Annotated in this window: 16 protein-coding genes and 1 pseudogene; 2 read left to right on the forward strand and 15 right to left on the reverse strand. The window is 70.0% G+C overall.

The features are described from left to right. Positions 1 to 19 precede the first annotated feature (19 nt). The 3 genes from AQI94_RS39940 to AQI94_RS45240 all read right to left on the reverse strand — a co-directional run bounded on the left by AQI94_RS39940 (position 20) and on the right by AQI94_RS45240 (position 1722). Positions 20 to 1189, reverse strand: a complete 1170-nt coding sequence (locus AQI94_RS39940) for a cysteine desulfurase family protein (protein WP_031052284.1) — start codon at positions 1187 to 1189, stop codon at positions 20 to 22. Positions 1190 to 1255: 66 nt separating this feature from the next. After that, entirely contained in the window at positions 1256 to 1522 is a 267-nt protein-coding gene (locus tag AQI94_RS39945; protein ID WP_031052281.1) for a hypothetical protein, read from the reverse strand. A 35-nt stretch (positions 1523 to 1557) separates the two neighbouring features. After that, positions 1558 to 1722 carry a hypothetical protein gene (locus AQI94_RS45240; protein ID WP_031052279.1) on the reverse strand — a complete coding sequence of 55 codons (165 nt, stop codon included), beginning with the start codon at positions 1720 to 1722 and terminating at the stop codon, positions 1558 to 1560. Positions 1723 to 1855: 133 nt separating this feature from the next. On the opposite strand from AQI94_RS45240, the gene AQI94_RS39950 reads away from it, so the two are divergent. After that, a complete protein-coding gene (locus tag AQI94_RS39950) occupies positions 1856 to 2482 on the forward strand; it encodes a TetR family transcriptional regulator (RefSeq protein ID WP_031052277.1) in 627 nt (208 codons plus the stop codon). Between the two features lie 85 nt (positions 2483 to 2567). On the opposite strand, the gene AQI94_RS39955 is transcribed toward AQI94_RS39950, so the two are convergent. The 3 genes and pseudogenes from AQI94_RS39955 to AQI94_RS39965 form a co-directional block, all read right to left on the reverse strand. After that, on the reverse strand, positions 2568 to 2945 hold the full coding sequence (locus AQI94_RS39955; RefSeq protein ID WP_062230287.1) for a hypothetical protein: 378 nt from the start codon (positions 2943 to 2945) through the stop codon (positions 2568 to 2570). A gap of 114 nt (positions 2946 to 3059) precedes the next feature. Beyond that, positions 3060 to 3995: pseudogene (locus tag AQI94_RS39960) on the reverse strand (helix-turn-helix transcriptional regulator). Between the two features lie 50 nt (positions 3996 to 4045). Further along, complete coding sequence (locus AQI94_RS39965; protein WP_031048050.1) at positions 4046 to 4897, reverse strand: thioesterase family protein; 852 nt, start codon at positions 4895 to 4897, stop codon at positions 4046 to 4048. A 133-nt stretch (positions 4898 to 5030) separates the two neighbouring features. Here AQI94_RS39965 and AQI94_RS39970 point away from each other — a divergent pair, with 133 nt between their 5' ends. Then, positions 5031 to 6251: an alpha/beta hydrolase gene (locus tag AQI94_RS39970; RefSeq protein ID WP_031048047.1), complete on the forward strand. Its 1221-nt coding sequence runs from the start codon at positions 5031 to 5033 to the stop codon at positions 6249 to 6251. On the opposite strand, the gene AQI94_RS39975 is transcribed toward AQI94_RS39970, so the two are convergent. The 9 genes from AQI94_RS39975 to AQI94_RS40015 form a co-directional block, all read right to left on the reverse strand. Then, on the reverse strand, positions 6160 to 6816 hold the full coding sequence (locus AQI94_RS39975; RefSeq protein WP_031048044.1) for a trimeric intracellular cation channel family protein: 657 nt from the start codon (positions 6814 to 6816) through the stop codon (positions 6160 to 6162). The genes AQI94_RS39970 and AQI94_RS39975 overlap by 92 nt on opposite strands. A gap of 23 nt (positions 6817 to 6839) precedes the next feature. Continuing rightward, positions 6840 to 8231 (reverse strand): M1 family metallopeptidase, encoded by a 1392-nt coding sequence (locus tag AQI94_RS39980; RefSeq protein WP_031048041.1) that lies wholly within the window; start codon positions 8229 to 8231, stop codon positions 6840 to 6842. A gap of 98 nt (positions 8232 to 8329) precedes the next feature. Next, positions 8330 to 9685 carry an ABC transporter ATP-binding protein gene (locus AQI94_RS39985; RefSeq protein ID WP_037942804.1) on the reverse strand — a complete coding sequence of 452 codons (1356 nt, stop codon included), beginning with the start codon at positions 9683 to 9685 and terminating at the stop codon, positions 8330 to 8332. After that, entirely contained in the window at positions 9682 to 10773 is a 1092-nt protein-coding gene (locus AQI94_RS39990) for an ABC transporter ATP-binding protein (RefSeq protein WP_031048036.1), read from the reverse strand. Before AQI94_RS39990 ends, AQI94_RS39985 begins: the two co-directional genes overlap by 4 nt. Continuing rightward, entirely contained in the window at positions 10770 to 11777 is a 1008-nt protein-coding gene (locus tag AQI94_RS39995; RefSeq protein ID WP_031048032.1) for an ABC transporter permease, read from the reverse strand. Before AQI94_RS39995 ends, AQI94_RS39990 begins: the two co-directional genes overlap by 4 nt. Before the next feature lie 69 nt (positions 11778 to 11846). Further along, a complete protein-coding gene (locus AQI94_RS40000; RefSeq protein WP_031048029.1) occupies positions 11847 to 13595 on the reverse strand; it encodes an ABC transporter substrate-binding protein in 1749 nt (582 codons plus the stop codon). 60 nt (positions 13596 to 13655) lie between these two features. Then, positions 13656 to 14654, reverse strand: a complete 999-nt coding sequence (locus tag AQI94_RS40005; protein ID WP_031048027.1) for an ABC transporter permease — start codon at positions 14652 to 14654, stop codon at positions 13656 to 13658. A gap of 335 nt (positions 14655 to 14989) precedes the next feature. Continuing rightward, positions 14990 to 15784, reverse strand: coding sequence for an enhanced serine sensitivity protein SseB C-terminal domain-containing protein (locus AQI94_RS40010; RefSeq protein ID WP_031048024.1), 795 nt, complete (start codon positions 15782 to 15784; stop codon positions 14990 to 14992). A 139-nt stretch (positions 15785 to 15923) separates the two neighbouring features. Next, positions 15924 to 16715 (reverse strand): enhanced serine sensitivity protein SseB, encoded by a 792-nt coding sequence (locus tag AQI94_RS40015; RefSeq protein WP_031048021.1) that lies wholly within the window; start codon positions 16713 to 16715, stop codon positions 15924 to 15926. Positions 16716 to 16738: the final 23 nt, after the last annotated feature.

Consider the following 16738-nt stretch of genomic DNA (forward strand, 5'->3'; position numbering starts at 1 on the left):
CACTGGCCTGGGGCGCGTCCTACGTCAGCCCGGCCGCGCGGGCGCGTTCCACGACCGGGCCGATGGCCTTCGCGACCGCCTCGACGTCCGCCTCGGTGGAGGTGTGGCCGAGGGAGAAGCGCAGGGTGCCGCGGGCCAGGTCCGGGTCGGTACCGGTGGCCAGCAGGACGTGGCTGGGCTGGGCGACGCCCGCGGTGCAGGCGGAACCGGTGGAGCACTCGATGCCCTGCGCGTCCAGCAGCAGGAGCAGGGAGTCGCCCTCGCAGCCGGGGAACGTGAAGTGGGCGTTGGCCGGAAGCCGTCCTCCCGGTGCCGGGTCGCCGCCGAGGATCGCGTCCGGGACCGCCGTACGGACCGCCTCGACCAGGGCGTCGCGCAGGGCGCCGATCTCCGCGGCGAACCACTCGCGCTGTTCGGCGGCGAGGCGGCCGGCCACCGCGAAGGCGGCGATGGCGGGGACGTCGAGGGTGCCGGAGCGGACGTGGCGCTCCTGGCCGCCGCCGTGCAGGACGGGGACGGGCGTCCACTCCCTGCCGAGGACGAGCGCGCCGATGCCGTACGGGCCGCCGATCTTGTGGCCCGACACCGTCATCGCGGCGAGGCCGGAGGCGGCGAAGTCGACGGGGACCTGGCCGAAGGCCTGGACCGCGTCGGCGTGCAGCGGTACGCCGAACTCGGCGGCGGCCTCGGCGAGTTCGCGGACCGGCAGGACGGTGCCGATCTCGTTGTTGGCCCACATGACGGTGGCCAGGGCGACGTCGTCGGGGTTGCGGGCGATGGCCTCGCGCAGGGCGTCGGGGTGGACGCGGCCGTGCTGGTCGACGGGGAGGTACTCGACGGTGGCGCCCTCGTGCTCGCCGAGCCAGTCGACGGCGTCGAGGACGGCGTGGTGTTCGACCGGGCTGGCGAGGACCCGCGTCCTTGCGGGGTCCGCGTCGCGCCGGGACCAGTACAGGCCCTTCACGGCGAGGTTGTCGGCCTCCGTGCCGCCGGAGGTGAGGACGATCTCACTGGGGCGGGCGCCGAGCGCCTCCGCGAGGGTCTCGCGGGATTCCTCGACCGTGCGACGGGCTCTGCGGCCGGATGCGTGGAGGGAAGAGGCGTTGCCGGTGGCGCCGAGGTGCGCGGTAAGTGCCTCGACCGCCTCGGGAAGCATCGGGGTGGTCGCGGCGTGGTCGAGGTATGCCATGGTGACGCCGATTCTACGGGTCGCGGGTGAGCACCCTCAGGCCAGGACCGGCCGCCGCCGGCGGTCTCAGAAGTTCCAGGACGGCGTGCTGTCCAGCTGCATGAAGGCCACCAGGACCAGGAGGTCGGCCACTCCGAGGCCGAGGCCCAGGTAGGCGCGGCCGCGGCGGGCGGTGCCGCGCCACAGGGCGACCGACGCCAGGACGATGGCGACCGGGCCGAGGAACACGTTGAGGACGAGAAGGCCGACGAGGCCGAGGATGAAGGAGGCCACGGCCATGCCGTCGGCGTCGCGGGCGCCGGTCTGCTGGGTGGCCTGCGCGGTGAGCTGCATGGTGATCAGTGCTCCTGGGGACGACGGGGCGGGGGTCAGTGGGCCGAGGTGCGGCGGCGGGCGTGGCGCTCGCGGAGCGCGAAGACGCCCAGCCAGGCGGCGATCACGGCGGCGGCGACGGCGGTGAAGGTGAGCGGCGCGTGGGCGACGGTGCCCAGGACGACGCCGAGGAGCATGAGTGCGGCGACGAGGAACAGCATGGGACGGATCCCCCTCCGGTTCGGCTGTCGTTACGTTTGGGTGAACAGTTGTAGTTACAGTTGTTCACTGACTCCAGAGTCTATCGTGCTCCACGGCTTTCCAATTACAGAGAACAGTTGTTAACTGGATGACATGAGTCACACCCTCGGCCTCCGGCAGGCACAGAAGCAGAAGACCCGGCAGGCGCTCCTGGACGCGGCCCTGGGGCTGCTGGAGGAGCAGAGCCTGAGCAGCCTGGGTCTGCGCGAGGTCACGCGTGCCGTCGGTGTCGCGCCGACGGCCTTCTACCGGCACTTCCGCTCCATCGCGGATCTCGGCACGGCCCTCGTCGAGGAGGCGTTGGGCAGCCTGCACCCGATGATCCGGACCACGGTGTCCACGGCCGACGACCACGGCCAACGCATCAAGCGCGCCATCGAGTTGATCGCCGGCCATGTGGACGCGTACCCCGCACACGTCCGTTTTATCGCCCGAGAACGACATGGCGGTGTCCAGCCGGTCCGGGAGGCCATCCGGGACCAACTGGCCCGGTTCGGGCAGGAGGTGAAGGACGAGCTGGCCAAGGACCGGGTGTCCGTGGGGTGGAGCGAGGACGACCTGCTGATGCTGGCCAATCTCTACGTCGACCAGATGCTGATCACGGCCTCCCTGTTCCTGGAGGCCCTGGACGCGCCCGCGGAGGAACGGGACCGGGTCTGCCAGGTGGCGGAGCGTCAGATGCGACTGATCAGCATCGGCCGCGAGCACTGGCTGGACTAGATCGGGCCGAGGCGAGGCAACGGCCGGGGGCGGCACCCCCGTTCACCGGGGGTGCCGCCCCTGTCGTACGGCGTCCCGCGCCGGGTCAGCTCTTCGTCGCCGCCGCGCTCGGCGCACCGCTCGGGGCCGCGCCGCCCGCGCCACCGCCGGGGCCGCCGCAGCCGCCCATGCCGCCGCCGGGGCCGCCCTGTCCGCCGGGGCCACCGCTCGGCATCCCGCTCGGCATGCCGGAGGGGTTGCCGCTGGGCGCGCCCGACGGCCGGGTGCTCGCGTTGCCGGTGGGAGCACCCGAGGGGGCACCGCTGGGCATGCCGGACGCGTTGCCGGTGGGGGCCTGGCAGTTCTGGCCGCCCGAGGTGCCGCTGTTCGAGGTCGACGACGAGTCGCCCGAGCCGCAGGCCGCCAGGGCGAGGGGCGAGAGCGCCAGCAGGGCCACGGCGGGGAGGAGACGCACACGCTTCATGAGAGACAGCTCCGGGGAGGATGAGGAAGTCCTGAGGCCGGGAACTCTCGCAACAGCCCCTGAGCTTTTGTTGGGGCCGGCCTGTCCCCCGCCTGTGCGGCAGGCAAAGCACGGCTAAAGCAACCCTCGCGAGCTGGGGTTCCGCCCGGACCGCTCACCCACCCGCTGGTACAGGCCCGTGACAGAAGCGGCCGCGCAAGCCACCTCCGCACGCACCTCGGGCGGCGAGAGAACCTCCACGCGGCCGGAGAACGGCAGGAGTTGACGGGCCGCGCCGACCACACCGAGGCGGAGCCGGGCCGCCACCCACGCGCTCTCCGCGTCGCCCTCCGACCTCGATGCCGCCCGGGCGCTCCTCGACCTGGCGCCGCAACACCTCCCAGACCTGCGGGAGTTCGACACCGTGCCGACGCCTGACGAGGTCGCCCAGCACGGCAGCCGACTGCACCCGGTCGGCCCGGAACAGCCGCGGCCCGCCCCGCCGGTCGGCGACCACGTACCAGACACCCGCCTTGGCGACGAGACCGTACGGGTCCATGGTGTACGTCCGGGTCCGGCGCTGCCCGCCGTGCCGGTACCGCGGCCGCAGCCGGCGGCCGGCGGCAGGCGAGACGGCGTCCCGAACGCCCGCCAGGTCCACGGACCGCTGCGGTCCACCCTTCCAGCGGATGGCGTCGACCAGGGTGCGGCGGGGGGTGGCCTCGGCGGCCGGGCGGTGCGGGGCGGGCAGCGCGGCCATCACCTTGCGCAGCGCCGAGCCGAGGGCGGAGTCCGGACCGAGGGCCGTATGGGCGCCCCCGGCGGCCAGGATGAACAGGGCGCGGGACTCGTCGGCGGTCAGGCCGGTGACGTCCGTGCGGAAGCCGGCGAGGAGTTGCCGCCGTGCCGCCCGCGCTCGTCGTGGACCGGGACGCCTGAGGCGGAGAGGGCTTCGATGTCCCGGTAGATCGTGCGGACGCAGACCTCCAGCCGCTCGGCGAGTTCGGGGGCGGAGGTGCGGCCACGGCTCTGGAGGAGCAGGAGGATCGACAGGAGGCGATCGGACTTCACGGGTCAAGGATCCCTGACCGATCGCCGTGGAACCACGGGTCGCGCGCGGACTACAGCCTGACCCTGGCGAGCTGACGCGACTGTGCCACCAGCCTGTCCGCGGCGTCCCAGACCTCGGCGTCCTCCTCCAGGAAGCCGCCGGCGAGGTTGCGGGTGGTGATGGAGACGCGGAGGGGGCCCGGGGCCGGACGGCACCGCACGTGCACGGTCAGCTCGACCGTGGGCACCCAGCCCTTGAGGCCGATCTCGAAGGCCGTGGGCGGGAGCGCGTCCACCGCGAGGAGCAGGGACAAGGGGTCGGCGTCGCGGCCGTCGGCGAGTCCGAACCAGGACCGCATCTCGCCCTTGCCGGACGGGGCACCGAGGGCCCAGCCGAGCGTCGAGGGGTCCAGCTTGAGCATCAGCCGGTCGGTGATGGCGGAGCTGCCGTCGACGGGGGTGGGCCCGTCCTCGGGGCCGAAGCACTGGTCCATCGGCGGGAGGACGGGCGGCTCGGCCGACGTGCGGACGTCGTCGGGGAGGGAGTCGAGGTCGCCGTAGGAGGCGAGGACACGGATGCGCTCGACCTCCCTGCCCTGCTCGTCGTACTGGAGGAGCGAGGCCTGGCCGGTGGAGAGGGTGCGGCCGGTGCGCACCACGTCCGTGCGGATCACCGCGGGTCCGGGCTGGGACGCGGTCAGGTAGTGCGCGGAGATCGTGAACGGGTCGGCGTGCGGCAGGGCGTCCGCGAGGGCGCGGCCCAGGACGGCCAGGAGGTAGCCGCCGTTGACGGCGCTGATGATCGTCCAGCCCGCGGAGAGGTCGATGTCGTAGACGCCGGGGGCGCGGCGGGTGACCGCGGTGTCCCGGTCGAACTCGCTGTCGCCGATCGTCGCACGCGTGGCGGAGGCTGCTTCTGGCATGCCTGAACGGTACAACAACAAACTACTAAGCGGTAGCTTTTCCTCCAGGGGCCGAGTGAGAGCCGCACAATTTCTCGGTAAGTGTCCGTACTCGTCCGTAAACCGTTGCCCGGACTTCGCCCTCTACCGGGACATGAGCCTCACCGGGACCGCGTTCCTCTACACGCTGATCGTGCTGTCCGTCCTCGCCGTCGTGCTGCCGCTGGCCCTGTGGTCGCGGCTGCGGGGGCCCCGGATCGCACGCGCCGCCGCCCGCGTACTGATGGTGCTGTTCGCCCAGGGCACGGCCGTCGCCCTCGTCTTCGTGCTGGTCAACAACCAGAACAGTCTGTACGACAACTGGGCCGACCTGCTCGGCACCGGCAACCACGTCCAGCAGGCCGCCAACCTGGGCGCCGACGGCACCGGCGGCATCTCGCTGAAACGCTTGCCCAAGGTGAAGCAGCACTTCACCGATGCCTCCGGCCCCGGCATGAAAGGCGTGCGGGTGACCCAGCTCAAGGGCCGGGTCTCGGGGGTGAACGCCGAGGTCTACGTCTGGCTGCCGCCGCAGTACGGCGCACCCGCCTACCGGCACCACACGTTCCCCGTGGTGGAGCTGCTGTCGGGCTATCCGGGCTCGGCGAAGGCCTGGTTCGGGTCGCTGCACGCGGTGAGGCAGCTGGAGCCGCTGATGCGGACGGGCCGGGTGGCGCCGTTCATCCTGGTCGCCCCGCGCATGAACCTGCTGGCGGGGGTGGACACCGGCTGCGCCAACATCACGGGCACCGTCAACGCCGACACCTGGCTCAGCGTCGACGTGCCGAAGATGGTCACGGACAACTTCCGCGCCCGGTCCGGGCCGGCGGGCTGGGCCGCGGCCGGGTACTCGGCGGGCGGGCACTGCGCGACGAAGCTCGCCGTCGCCCACCCCGACCGCTACCGGGCCGCGGTGAGCATGTCCGGCTACAACGACCCGATCGGCGAACGCAACTCACTGGCCGCCGAGACCCCCGCCCTGCGCCGCGCCAACAATCCGTACGTGCTGCTGCGCGAGGCCCGCACCCCGCCCGCGATCGCGCTCTACCAGTCCGGTCAGCCGGGCGACGGCTACGAGGCGGCCACGGGCCTCGCACAGATCGCGAAGGCACCGACGACCGTGCACGTCGTCTACATCCCGAAGAGCGCGGGCGGCCACAACATGAAGCTGTGGCTGCCGCAGGTGGTACCGGCCTTCCGCTGGCTGACCGAGGAGATGGGGCTGCTGCACGGCCGGGCGGGCGCTACTCCTCACGCACGGTCGACCGGCGGTTCCAGGCCCGCGGAGCTCGCCAGTGGAACCGCATCGCGAGCAGGCGCAGTACGAAGGCGGTGAGGGCCGCCAGCCCGCTGGTGAACGAACTGAGGACGTCGTAGCGGATGCACAGGACGACCATGGTGGCGCCGACGATCGCCGGGACCGCGTACAGGTCGCGGTCCCATCTCAGCAGGGAGGGCACCTCGTTGGCGAGCACGTCCCTGAGCACACCGCCGCCGACCGCGGTGGCGAGGCCGAGGGTGGCGGACTGGGTGAGGCCGAGCCCGTACTCGTACGCCTTGGTCGTCCCGGCGACGCAGAACAGGCCGAGGCCCGCCGCGTCGAAGACGTTCACGCCGACCTGGATGCGCTCCACGTGCGGATGCAGGAAGAAGACCAGGAGGGCGGCGAGCAGCGGGGTGAGGAAGTAGCCGAGATCCGTGAAGGCGGCGGGCGGCACCGCGCCGATGATCAGGTCCCGGAACAGCCCTCCGCCCAGCGCGGTGACCTCGGCGAGCACGGCGATGCCGAAGACGTCGAAGTTCTTGCGGACGGCCAGCAGCGCGCCGGAGATGGCGAACACGAAGATGCCGACGAGGTCGAGCGTGTGCTGGACGGAGGGACTGAACAGTTGCTGGAGCACACCGCATTCTTGCGCAGCGGCTCCTACAGGGCGGGTTTGCCCGTCGTGAAGAGCCAGGTGCGGAACAGGTCGTCCAGCTGCTGCCCGCTGACCTTCTCCGCGAGGCGGACGAAGTCGGCGGTACCGGCGTTGCCGTAGCGGTGCAGTGCCGTCCAGGCCGGCAGCAGCCGGAAGAACGCCTGGTCGCCGATGCGTTCGCGCAGCTTCTGCAGGGTCATCGCGCCGCGCTGGTAGACCGCGGACGCGAACATCGTGTCGCGCTGCGGGTCGCCGACGGTGATCTGCCAGAAGGCGCTGTCGGCCGGGCGGGCGTCGTAGGCGGCGACGAAGGAGTCGTGGGCGCTGCGGGTGCCCTTGTGCTCGGCCCACAGCCACTGGGCGTAGGTGGCGAAGCCCTCGTTGAGCCAGATGTCCTTCCAGTGCGCGACCGAGACGCTGTCCCCGAACCACTGGTGGGCCAGCTCGTGCACGATCGTCGTCTCGCTGCGCACCGCCGAGTAGGCCGGCTTGGTCTGCACCTCCAGCGAGAACCCGGCCTGCGGCATGTCGTCGACGATCGCGCCGGTCTCCTCGAAGGGGTACGGCCCGAAGACCTGCGACCAGTAGTCGGTGGCCTCGGCGGTGACGCCGTACACGTCGACGCTGTTGCTGTTCGCCAGCACCGGGTCGATGGCCGTGTAGATGGGGATGCCGCCGGGGGTCCTGCCGGTGCGGACGTCGAACTTCCCGATGGTGGCGGTCGCGAGGTAGGTCGCCATCGGCTTCTTCTCGCGCCAGTGGGTGTACGTCGAGGCGCCCTTGTCGTACGTCGACACGAGCCGGCCGTTGGAGACCGCGGTCAGGCCCTTGGGGGTCTTGATGCGGATGTCGTACGTGGCCTTGTCGGCGGGGTGGTCGCTGGACGGGAACCAGGTGGAGGCGGCGTTGGGTTCACAGGCGACGAAGACGCCGTCGGGGGTCTTCATCCAGCCGTAGTCGGAGCCGAAGACGATGGGGCCGTTGAGGGGTACGGGGATCCCGCCGTAGGTGACGGCGACCGTGAACTCCTGCCCCTTGCGCAGGGATTGGCGCGGAGTGATGCGTATCTCGTCGCCGTCCCTGGTGAATCGGGCGGGTCTGCCGTTCACCTCGACCGCGGTGACCTCCAGCTTCTGGAGATCCAGGTCGAAGGACGAGAGGTTCCCGGTGGCGCGGGCCGTGAGTGTCGTACGGCCGTCCAGGCGGTCGGTGTCCGGGGCGTACGCCACGTCGAGGGCGTAGTGCCGGGCGTCGAAGCCGCCGTTGCCGAGGTTCGGGAAGTAGGAGTCGCCGATGCCGGGGGCGCCGGGTTTCGGGCCCGGGGCCGCCGCGATGACAAAGAAGGAAGCCGCCGCGGTCGCGACGGCTCCTAAACGTGCCGAACGGGAGAGTGCCATGGTGTCGTCCCTTTCGAGCGTGTGCCGATAAGTCGGACACGGACGACTGTTCACTCTCCCGTTCGGGCATGTACATGACTTTGCCAACTCGTCATGCGCTACTTGTCGGTTGGGTCCTGACGGTCGGCTTCCGCTTCCGTGGTCGCCTCGCCGGTCCGCAAGGGCGCCGCGGGGGCGGTCCTGGCGCCGGGGCCCGTCTTCGCGGCCGTGGCCTCGACGTCCGCCGCGACCTCCGCCTCCGGCTGCGTCGCCGTGTCCGCCGCTTCCCCGGCAGCCTCGGCGTCGGTGTCCCCTGCGGTCCCCGCCGCCACGGCCGCGACCGCCGCCGACGTGGCCGCCGACTCGGCGAGCACCTCCTCGGCGACCAGCTCGGCCGCCTCCCTGGCGACCGACAGGAGCACGGTGTCCTGCGGGGCCTGGTCCGCGAAGTTCTCCGGGTGGTGGCAGGCCACGCGCTGGCCGGGACGCAGCTCGACCAGCTGCGGCTCCGTCGTCCTGCAGATCTCCGTCGCCTTCCAGCACCGCGTGTGGAAGCGGCAGCCGGAGGGCGGGGAGATCGGGGACGGGACGTCGCCGCGCAGCAGGATGCGCTCGGACTTGGCACCCCGGCGCTTGGGGTCCGGCACCGGCACCGCCGACATCAGGGCCTTGGTGTACGGGTGCATCGGCGCCTCGTACAGCGAGGTGCGGTCGGCGAGTTCGACGATCTTGCCGAGGTACATCACCGCGATACGGTCCGAGACGTGCCGCACGACGGACAGGTCGTGCGCGATGATCACGTACGTGAGGCCGAGCTCCTCCTGGAGGTCGTCCATCAGGTTCACGACCTGCGCCTGGATCGACACGTCGAGGGCCGAGACCGGCTCGTCCGCCACCACCAGCTTCGGCTTCAGGGCCAGGGCCCGCGCGATGCCGATGCGCTGGCGCTGACCGCCGGAGAACTCGTGCGGGTAGCGGTTGTAGTGCTCGGGGCTGAGGCCCACCAGCTCCAGCAGGCGCTGGACCTCCTTCTTCACCCCGCCCTCCGGCTCCACTCCCTGGAGCCGGAACGGCGCCGAGACGATGCCGCCGATGGTGTGCCGGGGGTTCAGGGAGCCGTACGGGTCCTGGAAGATCATCTGGATGTCCCGCCGCAGCGGACGCATCCCGGCCGCGTTCAGCCGCGTGATGTCCTGGCCCTCGAAATGGATCGAACCGCCGGTCGGCTCCTGGAGGCGGGTGATGACCCGGCCCATGGTCGACTTGCCGCAGCCCGACTCGCCGACCACACCGAGGGTCTCGCCCTTGCGCACCTCGAAGTCGATGCCGTCGACCGCCTTGACCGCGCCGACCTGGCGCTGGAGGACGCCCTTGCGGATCGGGAAGTGCTTCTGGAGGCCCTCGACCCTGAGCAGTATCTCGCGCTCGTCGGGGGCGGCCGTCACGTCCGCGTCCGTCTTCTTCGTCTCACTCACAGCTTCGGCGCAATCTCTTCGGTCCAGATCCGCGTGCGGTCCTCCGGCGAGAGGTGGCACGCGGAGAAGTGCCCGCCGCCGACCTGCTGGAGCTCCGGGCGCACGGTACGGGTGACATCGCCCTTGGGGATGTCCGCGTACGGGCAGCGGGGGTGGAAGGCGCAGCCCGAGGGGACGTTGATGAGGCTCGGCGGCTGACCCTTGACGGGGATGAGCCGCTCGGAGGTCTCCCGGTCGATGCGCGGCATCGAACCGAGCAGGCCCCAGGTGTACGGGTGCTGCGGCCGCTCGAAGACGTCGTCTACGCTGCCCCGCTCCACGCACCGGCCGCCGTACATCACCAGCACGTCGTCGGCGATCTCGGCGACCACACCCAGGTCGTGGGTGATGAGGACGACCGCGGAGCCGAACTCCTTCTGCAGGTCCCGGATCAGGTCGAGGATCTGCGCCTGGACGGTGACGTCGAGGGCGGTCGTCGGCTCGTCCGCGATCAGCAGCTCGGGGTTGTTGACGAGCGCCATGGCGATCATCGCGCGCTGGCGCATACCGCCGGAGAACTCGTGCGGGTAGCCGTCCACGCGCTTGTCCGGCTCGGGGATGCCGACCCGGTCGAGCATCTCGATCGCCCGCTTGCGGGCGACCTTCTTGCTGACGTCGTTGTGGACCCGGTGTGCCTCCACGATCTGGTTGCCGATCGTGTAGTACGGGTGCATCGCGGACAGCGGGTCCTGGAAGATCATCGCCATCTCGCGGCCGCGCAGCCGGCGCACCTCGTCCGGGTCGGCGGAGACCAGCTCCTTGCCGTCCAGCCAGATCTCGCCGGACATCTGCACGTGCTTGCCCTGTGCCCCGAGCCGGTGCAGGCCCATGATCGCCAGCGAGGTGACGGACTTGCCGGAGCCCGACTCGCCGACTATGCAGAGCGTCTTGCCCTTCTCCACCTGGAAGCTGAGCCCGTCCACGGACTTGACCAGGCCGTCGTCGGTCGGGAAGTGCACCTTGAGGTCGCGGACCGCGAGGAAGGCGTCGGGGGCGTTCCCCGGAGCCGGCTCGCCCAGGGCGGCACCGGTCTTGGAGAGTTCGGTCACGAGAGCCTCACCCGCGGGTCGGCGGCGGCGTACAACAGGTCCACCAGGAGATTTGCGATCACGACGAAGAAAGCGGCGAGCAGGGTGACGCCGAGGATCGGGGGCAGGTCGTTGTCGGTGATGCCCTGCACCGCGTACTGGCCGATGCCGGGCAGCGAGAACACCGTCTCGGTGATCACGGCGCCGCCGAGCAGCAGGCCCAGGTCCATGCCGAAGACGGTGATGATCGGGGTCAGCGCGGCCCGCAGCCCGTGCCGGGCCACGACGTTGCGCTCCCGCAGGCCCTTGGCGCGGGCCGTGCGGATGAAGTCCTCGTTCATCGTCTCCAGCATGCCCGAGCGGGTCAGCCGCGCGTAGATGGCGGAGTACAGCAGCGCGAGCGAACACCAGGCCGGGAAGAGCGTGTTGGCCCACTGGGCCGGGTTCTCGGTGAACGGCACATAGGTCCGTCCGAAGATCGGCCACTGGTAGGTGAAGAGCAGCAGCGCCAGGTTGCCCGTGAAGAACATGGGCAGCGAGACACCGGCGAGCGCGACGCCCATGAAGGTGCGGTCGAAGAAGCTGCGGGGCTTGAGGGCCGAGATCACACCGATCACGACACCGGAGACCAGCCACATCACGGCGGCACCGGCGGCCAGCGACACGGTCACCGGCAGACGCGAGGTGAGCTGCGGCCAGACCGCCACGTGGTTCTTGAAGGAGTAGCCGAAGCACGGCGCGTCACAGTGCGCCGTCGTGGGGCCCAGGTTGTAGGTGGCGCCGGACACGATCCCCTTGATGAAGTGCCAGTACTGGGCATACAGGGGCTCGTCCAGACCGAGGTTCTGCTTGACCGCGGCGATGTCGGCCTTCGTCGGACTCTTTCCGATGTACTGCTGCGCGAGCTGGTCGGCGGTCTGGCCGGCCATCCGCGGCAGCAGGAAGAAGATCGCGAAGGTGACCGCGGTGACGACCAGCAGCAGGATCACTGCCGCGAACGTCCGACGGAGGATGTACGAGATCACGGGGACCGGCGCTGGTGCCCGCGGGCCGCGAGGCCCACGGGCACCAATGCCTTCACCTGCCTTCCGGGGCTACTTCTTGGTCGTGCCGATGTTGAGGTAGTCGTACTGACCGCTGAAGGCCGCCGTGGACACCAGGTTGGTGTAGCCCGCCGGACGGTACAGCAGGACCTTGAAGTAGGTCAGCGGGACGAGAGCCGCCAGGTCCATGGCGCGCTTGTCGATCTCCGCGTACAGGCCGTTGCGGGTGGCGTCGTCCTCGGTGGCGATGGCCTTCTCCAGCATCTCGTTGATCTGCTTGTCGTTCAGATACGAGAGGTTGGTGTTGCCGGACGCGCCGATCGCGTCACCGTGCAGGATCTGCTGCAGGAAGCCGTAACCGGAGTTCCAGTCGGCACCCCACTGCATCATGTGCAGGCCGATGTTCTGCTTCTTGTCGAACGTCGGCACACCCGCGTAGTCGGTGAAGTACTTGCCCGACGGGTACTGCTTCAGGCTGGCGTTGATGCCGACCTTCTTCAGCGAGGCGATGATCGCGGTGGCCGCGTCGATCTCCTGCGGGCGGTCGCTGCGCGCCGAGAGGTTGGTGTTGATCGTCGTCTTGCCGCAGGCCTTCAGCTGCTCCTTGGCCTTGGCGACGTCACCCTTGTTGCCGGTGGTCGCGTAGACGTCGGCCTTCGCGTAGCCCTTGATGTCCGGGGGCAGGACCGTGGTGGCGACGTCACCGCGGATCGGGCCGCCCTCGGCGGTCTGCACCGAGACCTTGTCGACGGCGTACTCGACGGCCTTGCGGCACTCGACCTTGTCGAACGGCGCGACCTGGTTGTTGATCGCCATGTAGACCAGACGGCCACCGTAGGTGTTGTCCGTGTTGGCCTTCAGGCTGGCGTCGTTGACGACCTTCGCCTGGGTCGCGGCCTGGACACCGGTACCACCGAGGTCGATCGCGTCGCCGGCCTGGACGTCCTGGTCGATCGTCTCGGCGTTGACCTTCAGCTTGACGACGATCTTGTCCGGGTACTGCTTGCGCAGCGGGTCGGTCTTCGGGTCCCAGTTCTCGTTCTTGACGAGGACGGCCTGCTTGCCCTCGTCGTAGCTCTGGAACTTGTACGAGCCCGAGGACACGATGCTCTTGACGTAGTCGATGCCGGTGTCCTTGGCCTGCGGCACCGGAGCCGTCTGCGGCGTCGCGACCAGGTAGTCGAACTCCTGGAACGGACGGTTGAGCTTGAAGACGATCGTGGTGTCGTCCGGCGTCTCGATGGACTTCAGGCCCTCGGGGCTCTTGTCCTTGTAGGGACCCTTGTACGCCTTACCGCCCTCCATGAACTGCTGGAAGTAGTTCGGGCCGAGGGAGAGCACGTCACGCGCGAAGTTGGAGCGCTCGACGGCGTACTTGACGTCCTTCGAGGTGATCGCGGTGCCGTCCTGGTACTTCAGACCGGAGCGGATCTTGTACGTCCACGTCTTGCCGCCGTCGCTCGGCTCGCCCGCCTTCTCGGCGAGGTCCGGGACCAGCGTGTTGCCCTCCTCGCCCGGACCGGGCTTGAAGGTCATCAGCGGGCGGGCGTACAGCCGGCTGAGGTTGTACATGTAGGCGTAGTACGTGTTGCCGGGATCGAAGGAGTCCGGGACGTCGGAGTACTCGTACGTGACCGTCCCACCCTTCTGGGTGGAGGCATTGACGACGCCCTTGGTCGCTGCGTTGGCCCCAGCCGACTTGTTCCCGTCTCCACCGTTGTCATCGGCCTTGCTGCAAGCCGAGAGCAACAGGCTCGCACTGCCGATGGCCGCCACTGCGGCCAGCGCTGACCTTCGCATGATGGTCTGCTTCCCCTTCAATTGTCGGAAATCTTGTGGACTCTCACCGCGGGTCGCGGGTCAGCGGCTGCGCGGGTCGAGAGCGTCTCGGAGACCGTCGCCGAGCAGGTTGAACGCCAGGACGGTCACGAAGATGGCCAGACCAGGCACGATCATGAACTGCGGGTCGACCTGGTAGAAGTCGACGGCCTGGTTGAGCATGCCGCCCCAGGAGGCCTGGGGAGGCTGGATGCCGACGCCGAGGAAGCTCAGCGACGCCTCGAAGAGGATGTTGGTCGGAATGAGCAGCGTCGAGTAGACGATGATCGGGCCGACGAGGTTCGGCAGCAGCTCCCGGAAGAGGATGTACGGGCCCTTGGCCCCCATCCCGCGCGAGGCGTCGACGAACTCCCGCTCGCGCAGGGCCAGCGTCTGACCGCGCACGATGCGGCCCAGGTAGGGCCAGTTGAAGAAGCCGATGACGAAGATCAGCACGCTGATGTGCAGCGGCAGACCCTCCAGGCCGAAGGCGCCGCCCTGCAGCGTGGCCGAGATGGCGATGGCGAACAGCAGGAGCGGGAACGCCAGGAAGGTGTCCATCAGCCGGCTGATGATCGTGTCGACCCGTCCGCCGTAGTAGCCGGCGACCACGCCGAGCACGGCACCGATGGTGTTGGACAGGATCGTCGCGCCGAAGGCGACGACCAGCGAGACCCAGGAGCCCTCGAGGATGCGGGTGGCGATGTCGCGGCCGAACTTCGGCTCCACACCGAGCGGGTGCGACCAGCTCATGCCGCCGAAGTCGCCCTTGGGCAGCGAGGTGTTGGGGTCGATCAGATCCTGGTGCAGGGCGTTCGGGTCCAGACCGAACATGGCCTGGATGGGCCGGGAGAGCACCGCGAGCAGGATCAGCAGGATGACGATCACGCCGCCGGCGACCGCCACCTTGTCCTTCTTGAACCGGGACCAGGCGATCTGCCCCAGGGAACGGCCCTCGATCTGCCCCTTGTCGACGCCGACGAGGACAGCCTCCGGCTGCGCCTCGGCCTGCGCCCCGGTGGTCTCGATCGGTGCGGTCACAGTGACCCGACCCCTCTCGCCGGTGGTGACCGGCCTACACCTGCCGTGGATTACGGCTTTGTCGACTTGCTCAGCTCGCAGGGACTACTGATCCTGCGTCTGCCTGGGGAGTCTTCAGCTTGGCTGCGATCACCCGCCAGGTCTGGCGACGAAAGTATGCGTAACCGTGATGCAGTACGAGGGATTCCGTTATCCGAACAGCGGGTAACGCCCCTCGGACGTATGCCAGTTGGGACAGAACGGCACAATAGGGCATGTTCGCGATGATCCACCGCTATCTACGCGCGAAGAAATGTGGCTGTTACGTAAACGAGGCGAACGGGTTGCCATCGCTCTCAGTAACCGCCACGGGCCGGCGGGTAGCCGTACCCGGCCGCCGGTGCCTGGGCGGGGGATCCGTGGGCCTCACGGTCGTAGAAAGGACGGGCGCCGGCGCGCATCCACAGCGCGACCGGGTCGTACTCGTCGGACATCGCCACGGTCGACACCGGCAGCCCGTCCGGCACGGCGCCGATGGACTGCTGCATCATCGCGCGCACCGAGTCCACCGCCGAGGGACTGGTGTCGTACACGTCCAGGCCGATGGCGAGATACGGCGCCCCGAGCGCCGGCTGCACCCAGGCGCGGCGCAGCGAGCGGACCGCCGGGGTGCGGTGCGCGTTCTGCACGAGCAGGGCGTAGAACTGGGGGATCTCGATGCCGGGTTCCGACAGCCTGAGCGGTCCCGCGGGCTGGCGCTCCAGGCCGGTCGCGATGCGGCGCAGGTCGAGCCAGGGGATGCCGACCCCGCCGCCGGGGGCGTGCGGGTTGAGCCAGAGGCCGTAGTGGTCGGGATACAGCGTGCGGGCCACGTCGAGGCCGTCGACCACTTCGTACGAGCGGTTCCAGCCGCTGGCGCTCAGCTCCTGGGCCGAGGTCACACAGGGGGCGTAGCCGTAGCCGCCGACCTCCATGTTTCCGTACTGGGCGTCCGGGGAGCCGGACTGGCCGTGCCACAGGAGCATCCAGATCTGGCCGTTGTTCGGGGTCGCGAGAGCGCGCAGCAGCGCCTCGTAGGCGTCGTAGCGCCCGGGGGTCACCTGGCGCAGCATGTGCTCGACCGTGCCGGTCGCGGTGCCGCTGGCGCTCACGTCGTATCGCCCCTTCTTGAAAGTTCCCCGAGTATGAAACCAGCTTAAGCGCCCACGAGCTCGGGACCTGTGCGTCGTCGGCGAGTGCGGGTCGCCTGTGGCTCGTGGCGCAGTTCCCCGCGCCCCTGGGCAGGTTGGGCTAGCCCCGCGTGTAGAAGGGGCGTACCTGTCCCCGCATCCAGTGGCCCACCGGGTCGTCCGCCACGTCCAGCAGGACCAGGTTGACCGGCCACCGCACCGGGGTCTGCCCCAGGGCCCGGCCGAGGGCGTCCATCGGCAGGGTGCGCAGGTCGCCCTCCCACTGGGAGAGTTCCACGCCCACGAACATGACCGGGTCGGCGGTTTCGATGGCGGCCAGGCAGCGGCGGGCCGTGCGGACCACGCCGGTGGCCGCGAACTCGGCGGACGCGGCCGCCAGGAAGTCGACCGGGTCGTCCTGCCAGTCCGGCTCGTACAGCTTGACCCGGCCGCCGGTGTTGGGCCCGTCCAGCGGGGTGCGGCCCACCCGGCACAGGTCGGCGACGGCGGCGGGCGGCAGCGGGACGCCGACCACACCGTCCGGGTTCACCGCGATGCCCACGTGCGGGGGCAGACCGCGGGCGAACTCGACCGCCGGGGCGATGGTGTACGACAGATGGCTGCCGACGACCTGGCGGAACTGCTCCTCGGAGCTGAAGACCGGGACGAACGCCTGGCCCCCGATCTCCAGGGTGGGCAGGTCGAGGGGGCCGCTGTGCGGGCCGCCGCCGTTCGGCAGCGGGATCCAGACGAAGCTGCGGCCGAGCACCTCGATGATCCGGCCGCCCGCCGAGGGCATGCCGAGGGAGGCCGAGAGCACCTCCTCCAGCTCGTTGCCGGGCCATCCGCCGTGCGGATGGGTGTGTGCCGAGTGCGCCGGGAAGTCCGCGGGAAGATCCGCTGGGAAGTCCATCTGTCTGACCGCCTGCTGTGAAC

The sequence above is a fragment of the Streptomyces pseudovenezuelae genome (assembly GCF_001513955.1).
Lineage (GTDB): Bacteria > Actinomycetota > Actinomycetes > Streptomycetales > Streptomycetaceae > Streptomyces > Streptomyces pseudovenezuelae.

Excerpts from the sequence above, each read along its gene's own strand:
- AQI94_RS39940 (WP_031052284.1), bottom strand. The coding sequence starts at position 1,189 with ATGGCATACCTCGACCACGCCGCGACCACCCCGATGCTTCCCGAGGCG.
- AQI94_RS39945 (WP_031052281.1), bottom strand. The coding sequence starts at position 1,522 with ATGCAGCTCACCGCGCAGGCCACCCAGCAGACCGGCGCCCGCGACGCC.
- AQI94_RS45240 (WP_031052279.1), bottom strand. The coding sequence starts at position 1,722 with ATGCTGTTCCTCGTCGCCGCACTCATGCTCCTCGGCGTCGTCCTGGGC.
- AQI94_RS39950 (WP_031052277.1), top strand. The coding sequence starts at position 1,856 with ATGAGTCACACCCTCGGCCTCCGGCAGGCACAGAAGCAGAAGACCCGG.
- AQI94_RS39955 (WP_062230287.1), bottom strand. The coding sequence starts at position 2,945 with ATGAAGCGTGTGCGTCTCCTCCCCGCCGTGGCCCTGCTGGCGCTCTCG.
- AQI94_RS39965 (WP_031048050.1), bottom strand. The coding sequence starts at position 4,897 with ATGCCAGAAGCAGCCTCCGCCACGCGTGCGACGATCGGCGACAGCGAG.
- AQI94_RS39970 (WP_031048047.1), top strand. The coding sequence starts at position 5,031 with ATGAGCCTCACCGGGACCGCGTTCCTCTACACGCTGATCGTGCTGTCC.
- AQI94_RS39980 (WP_031048041.1), bottom strand. The coding sequence starts at position 8,231 with ATGGCACTCTCCCGTTCGGCACGTTTAGGAGCCGTCGCGACCGCGGCG.
- AQI94_RS40000 (WP_031048029.1), bottom strand. The coding sequence starts at position 13,595 with ATGCGAAGGTCAGCGCTGGCCGCAGTGGCGGCCATCGGCAGTGCGAGC.
- AQI94_RS40015 (WP_031048021.1), bottom strand. The coding sequence starts at position 16,715 with ATGGACTTCCCAGCGGATCTTCCCGCGGACTTCCCGGCGCACTCGGCA.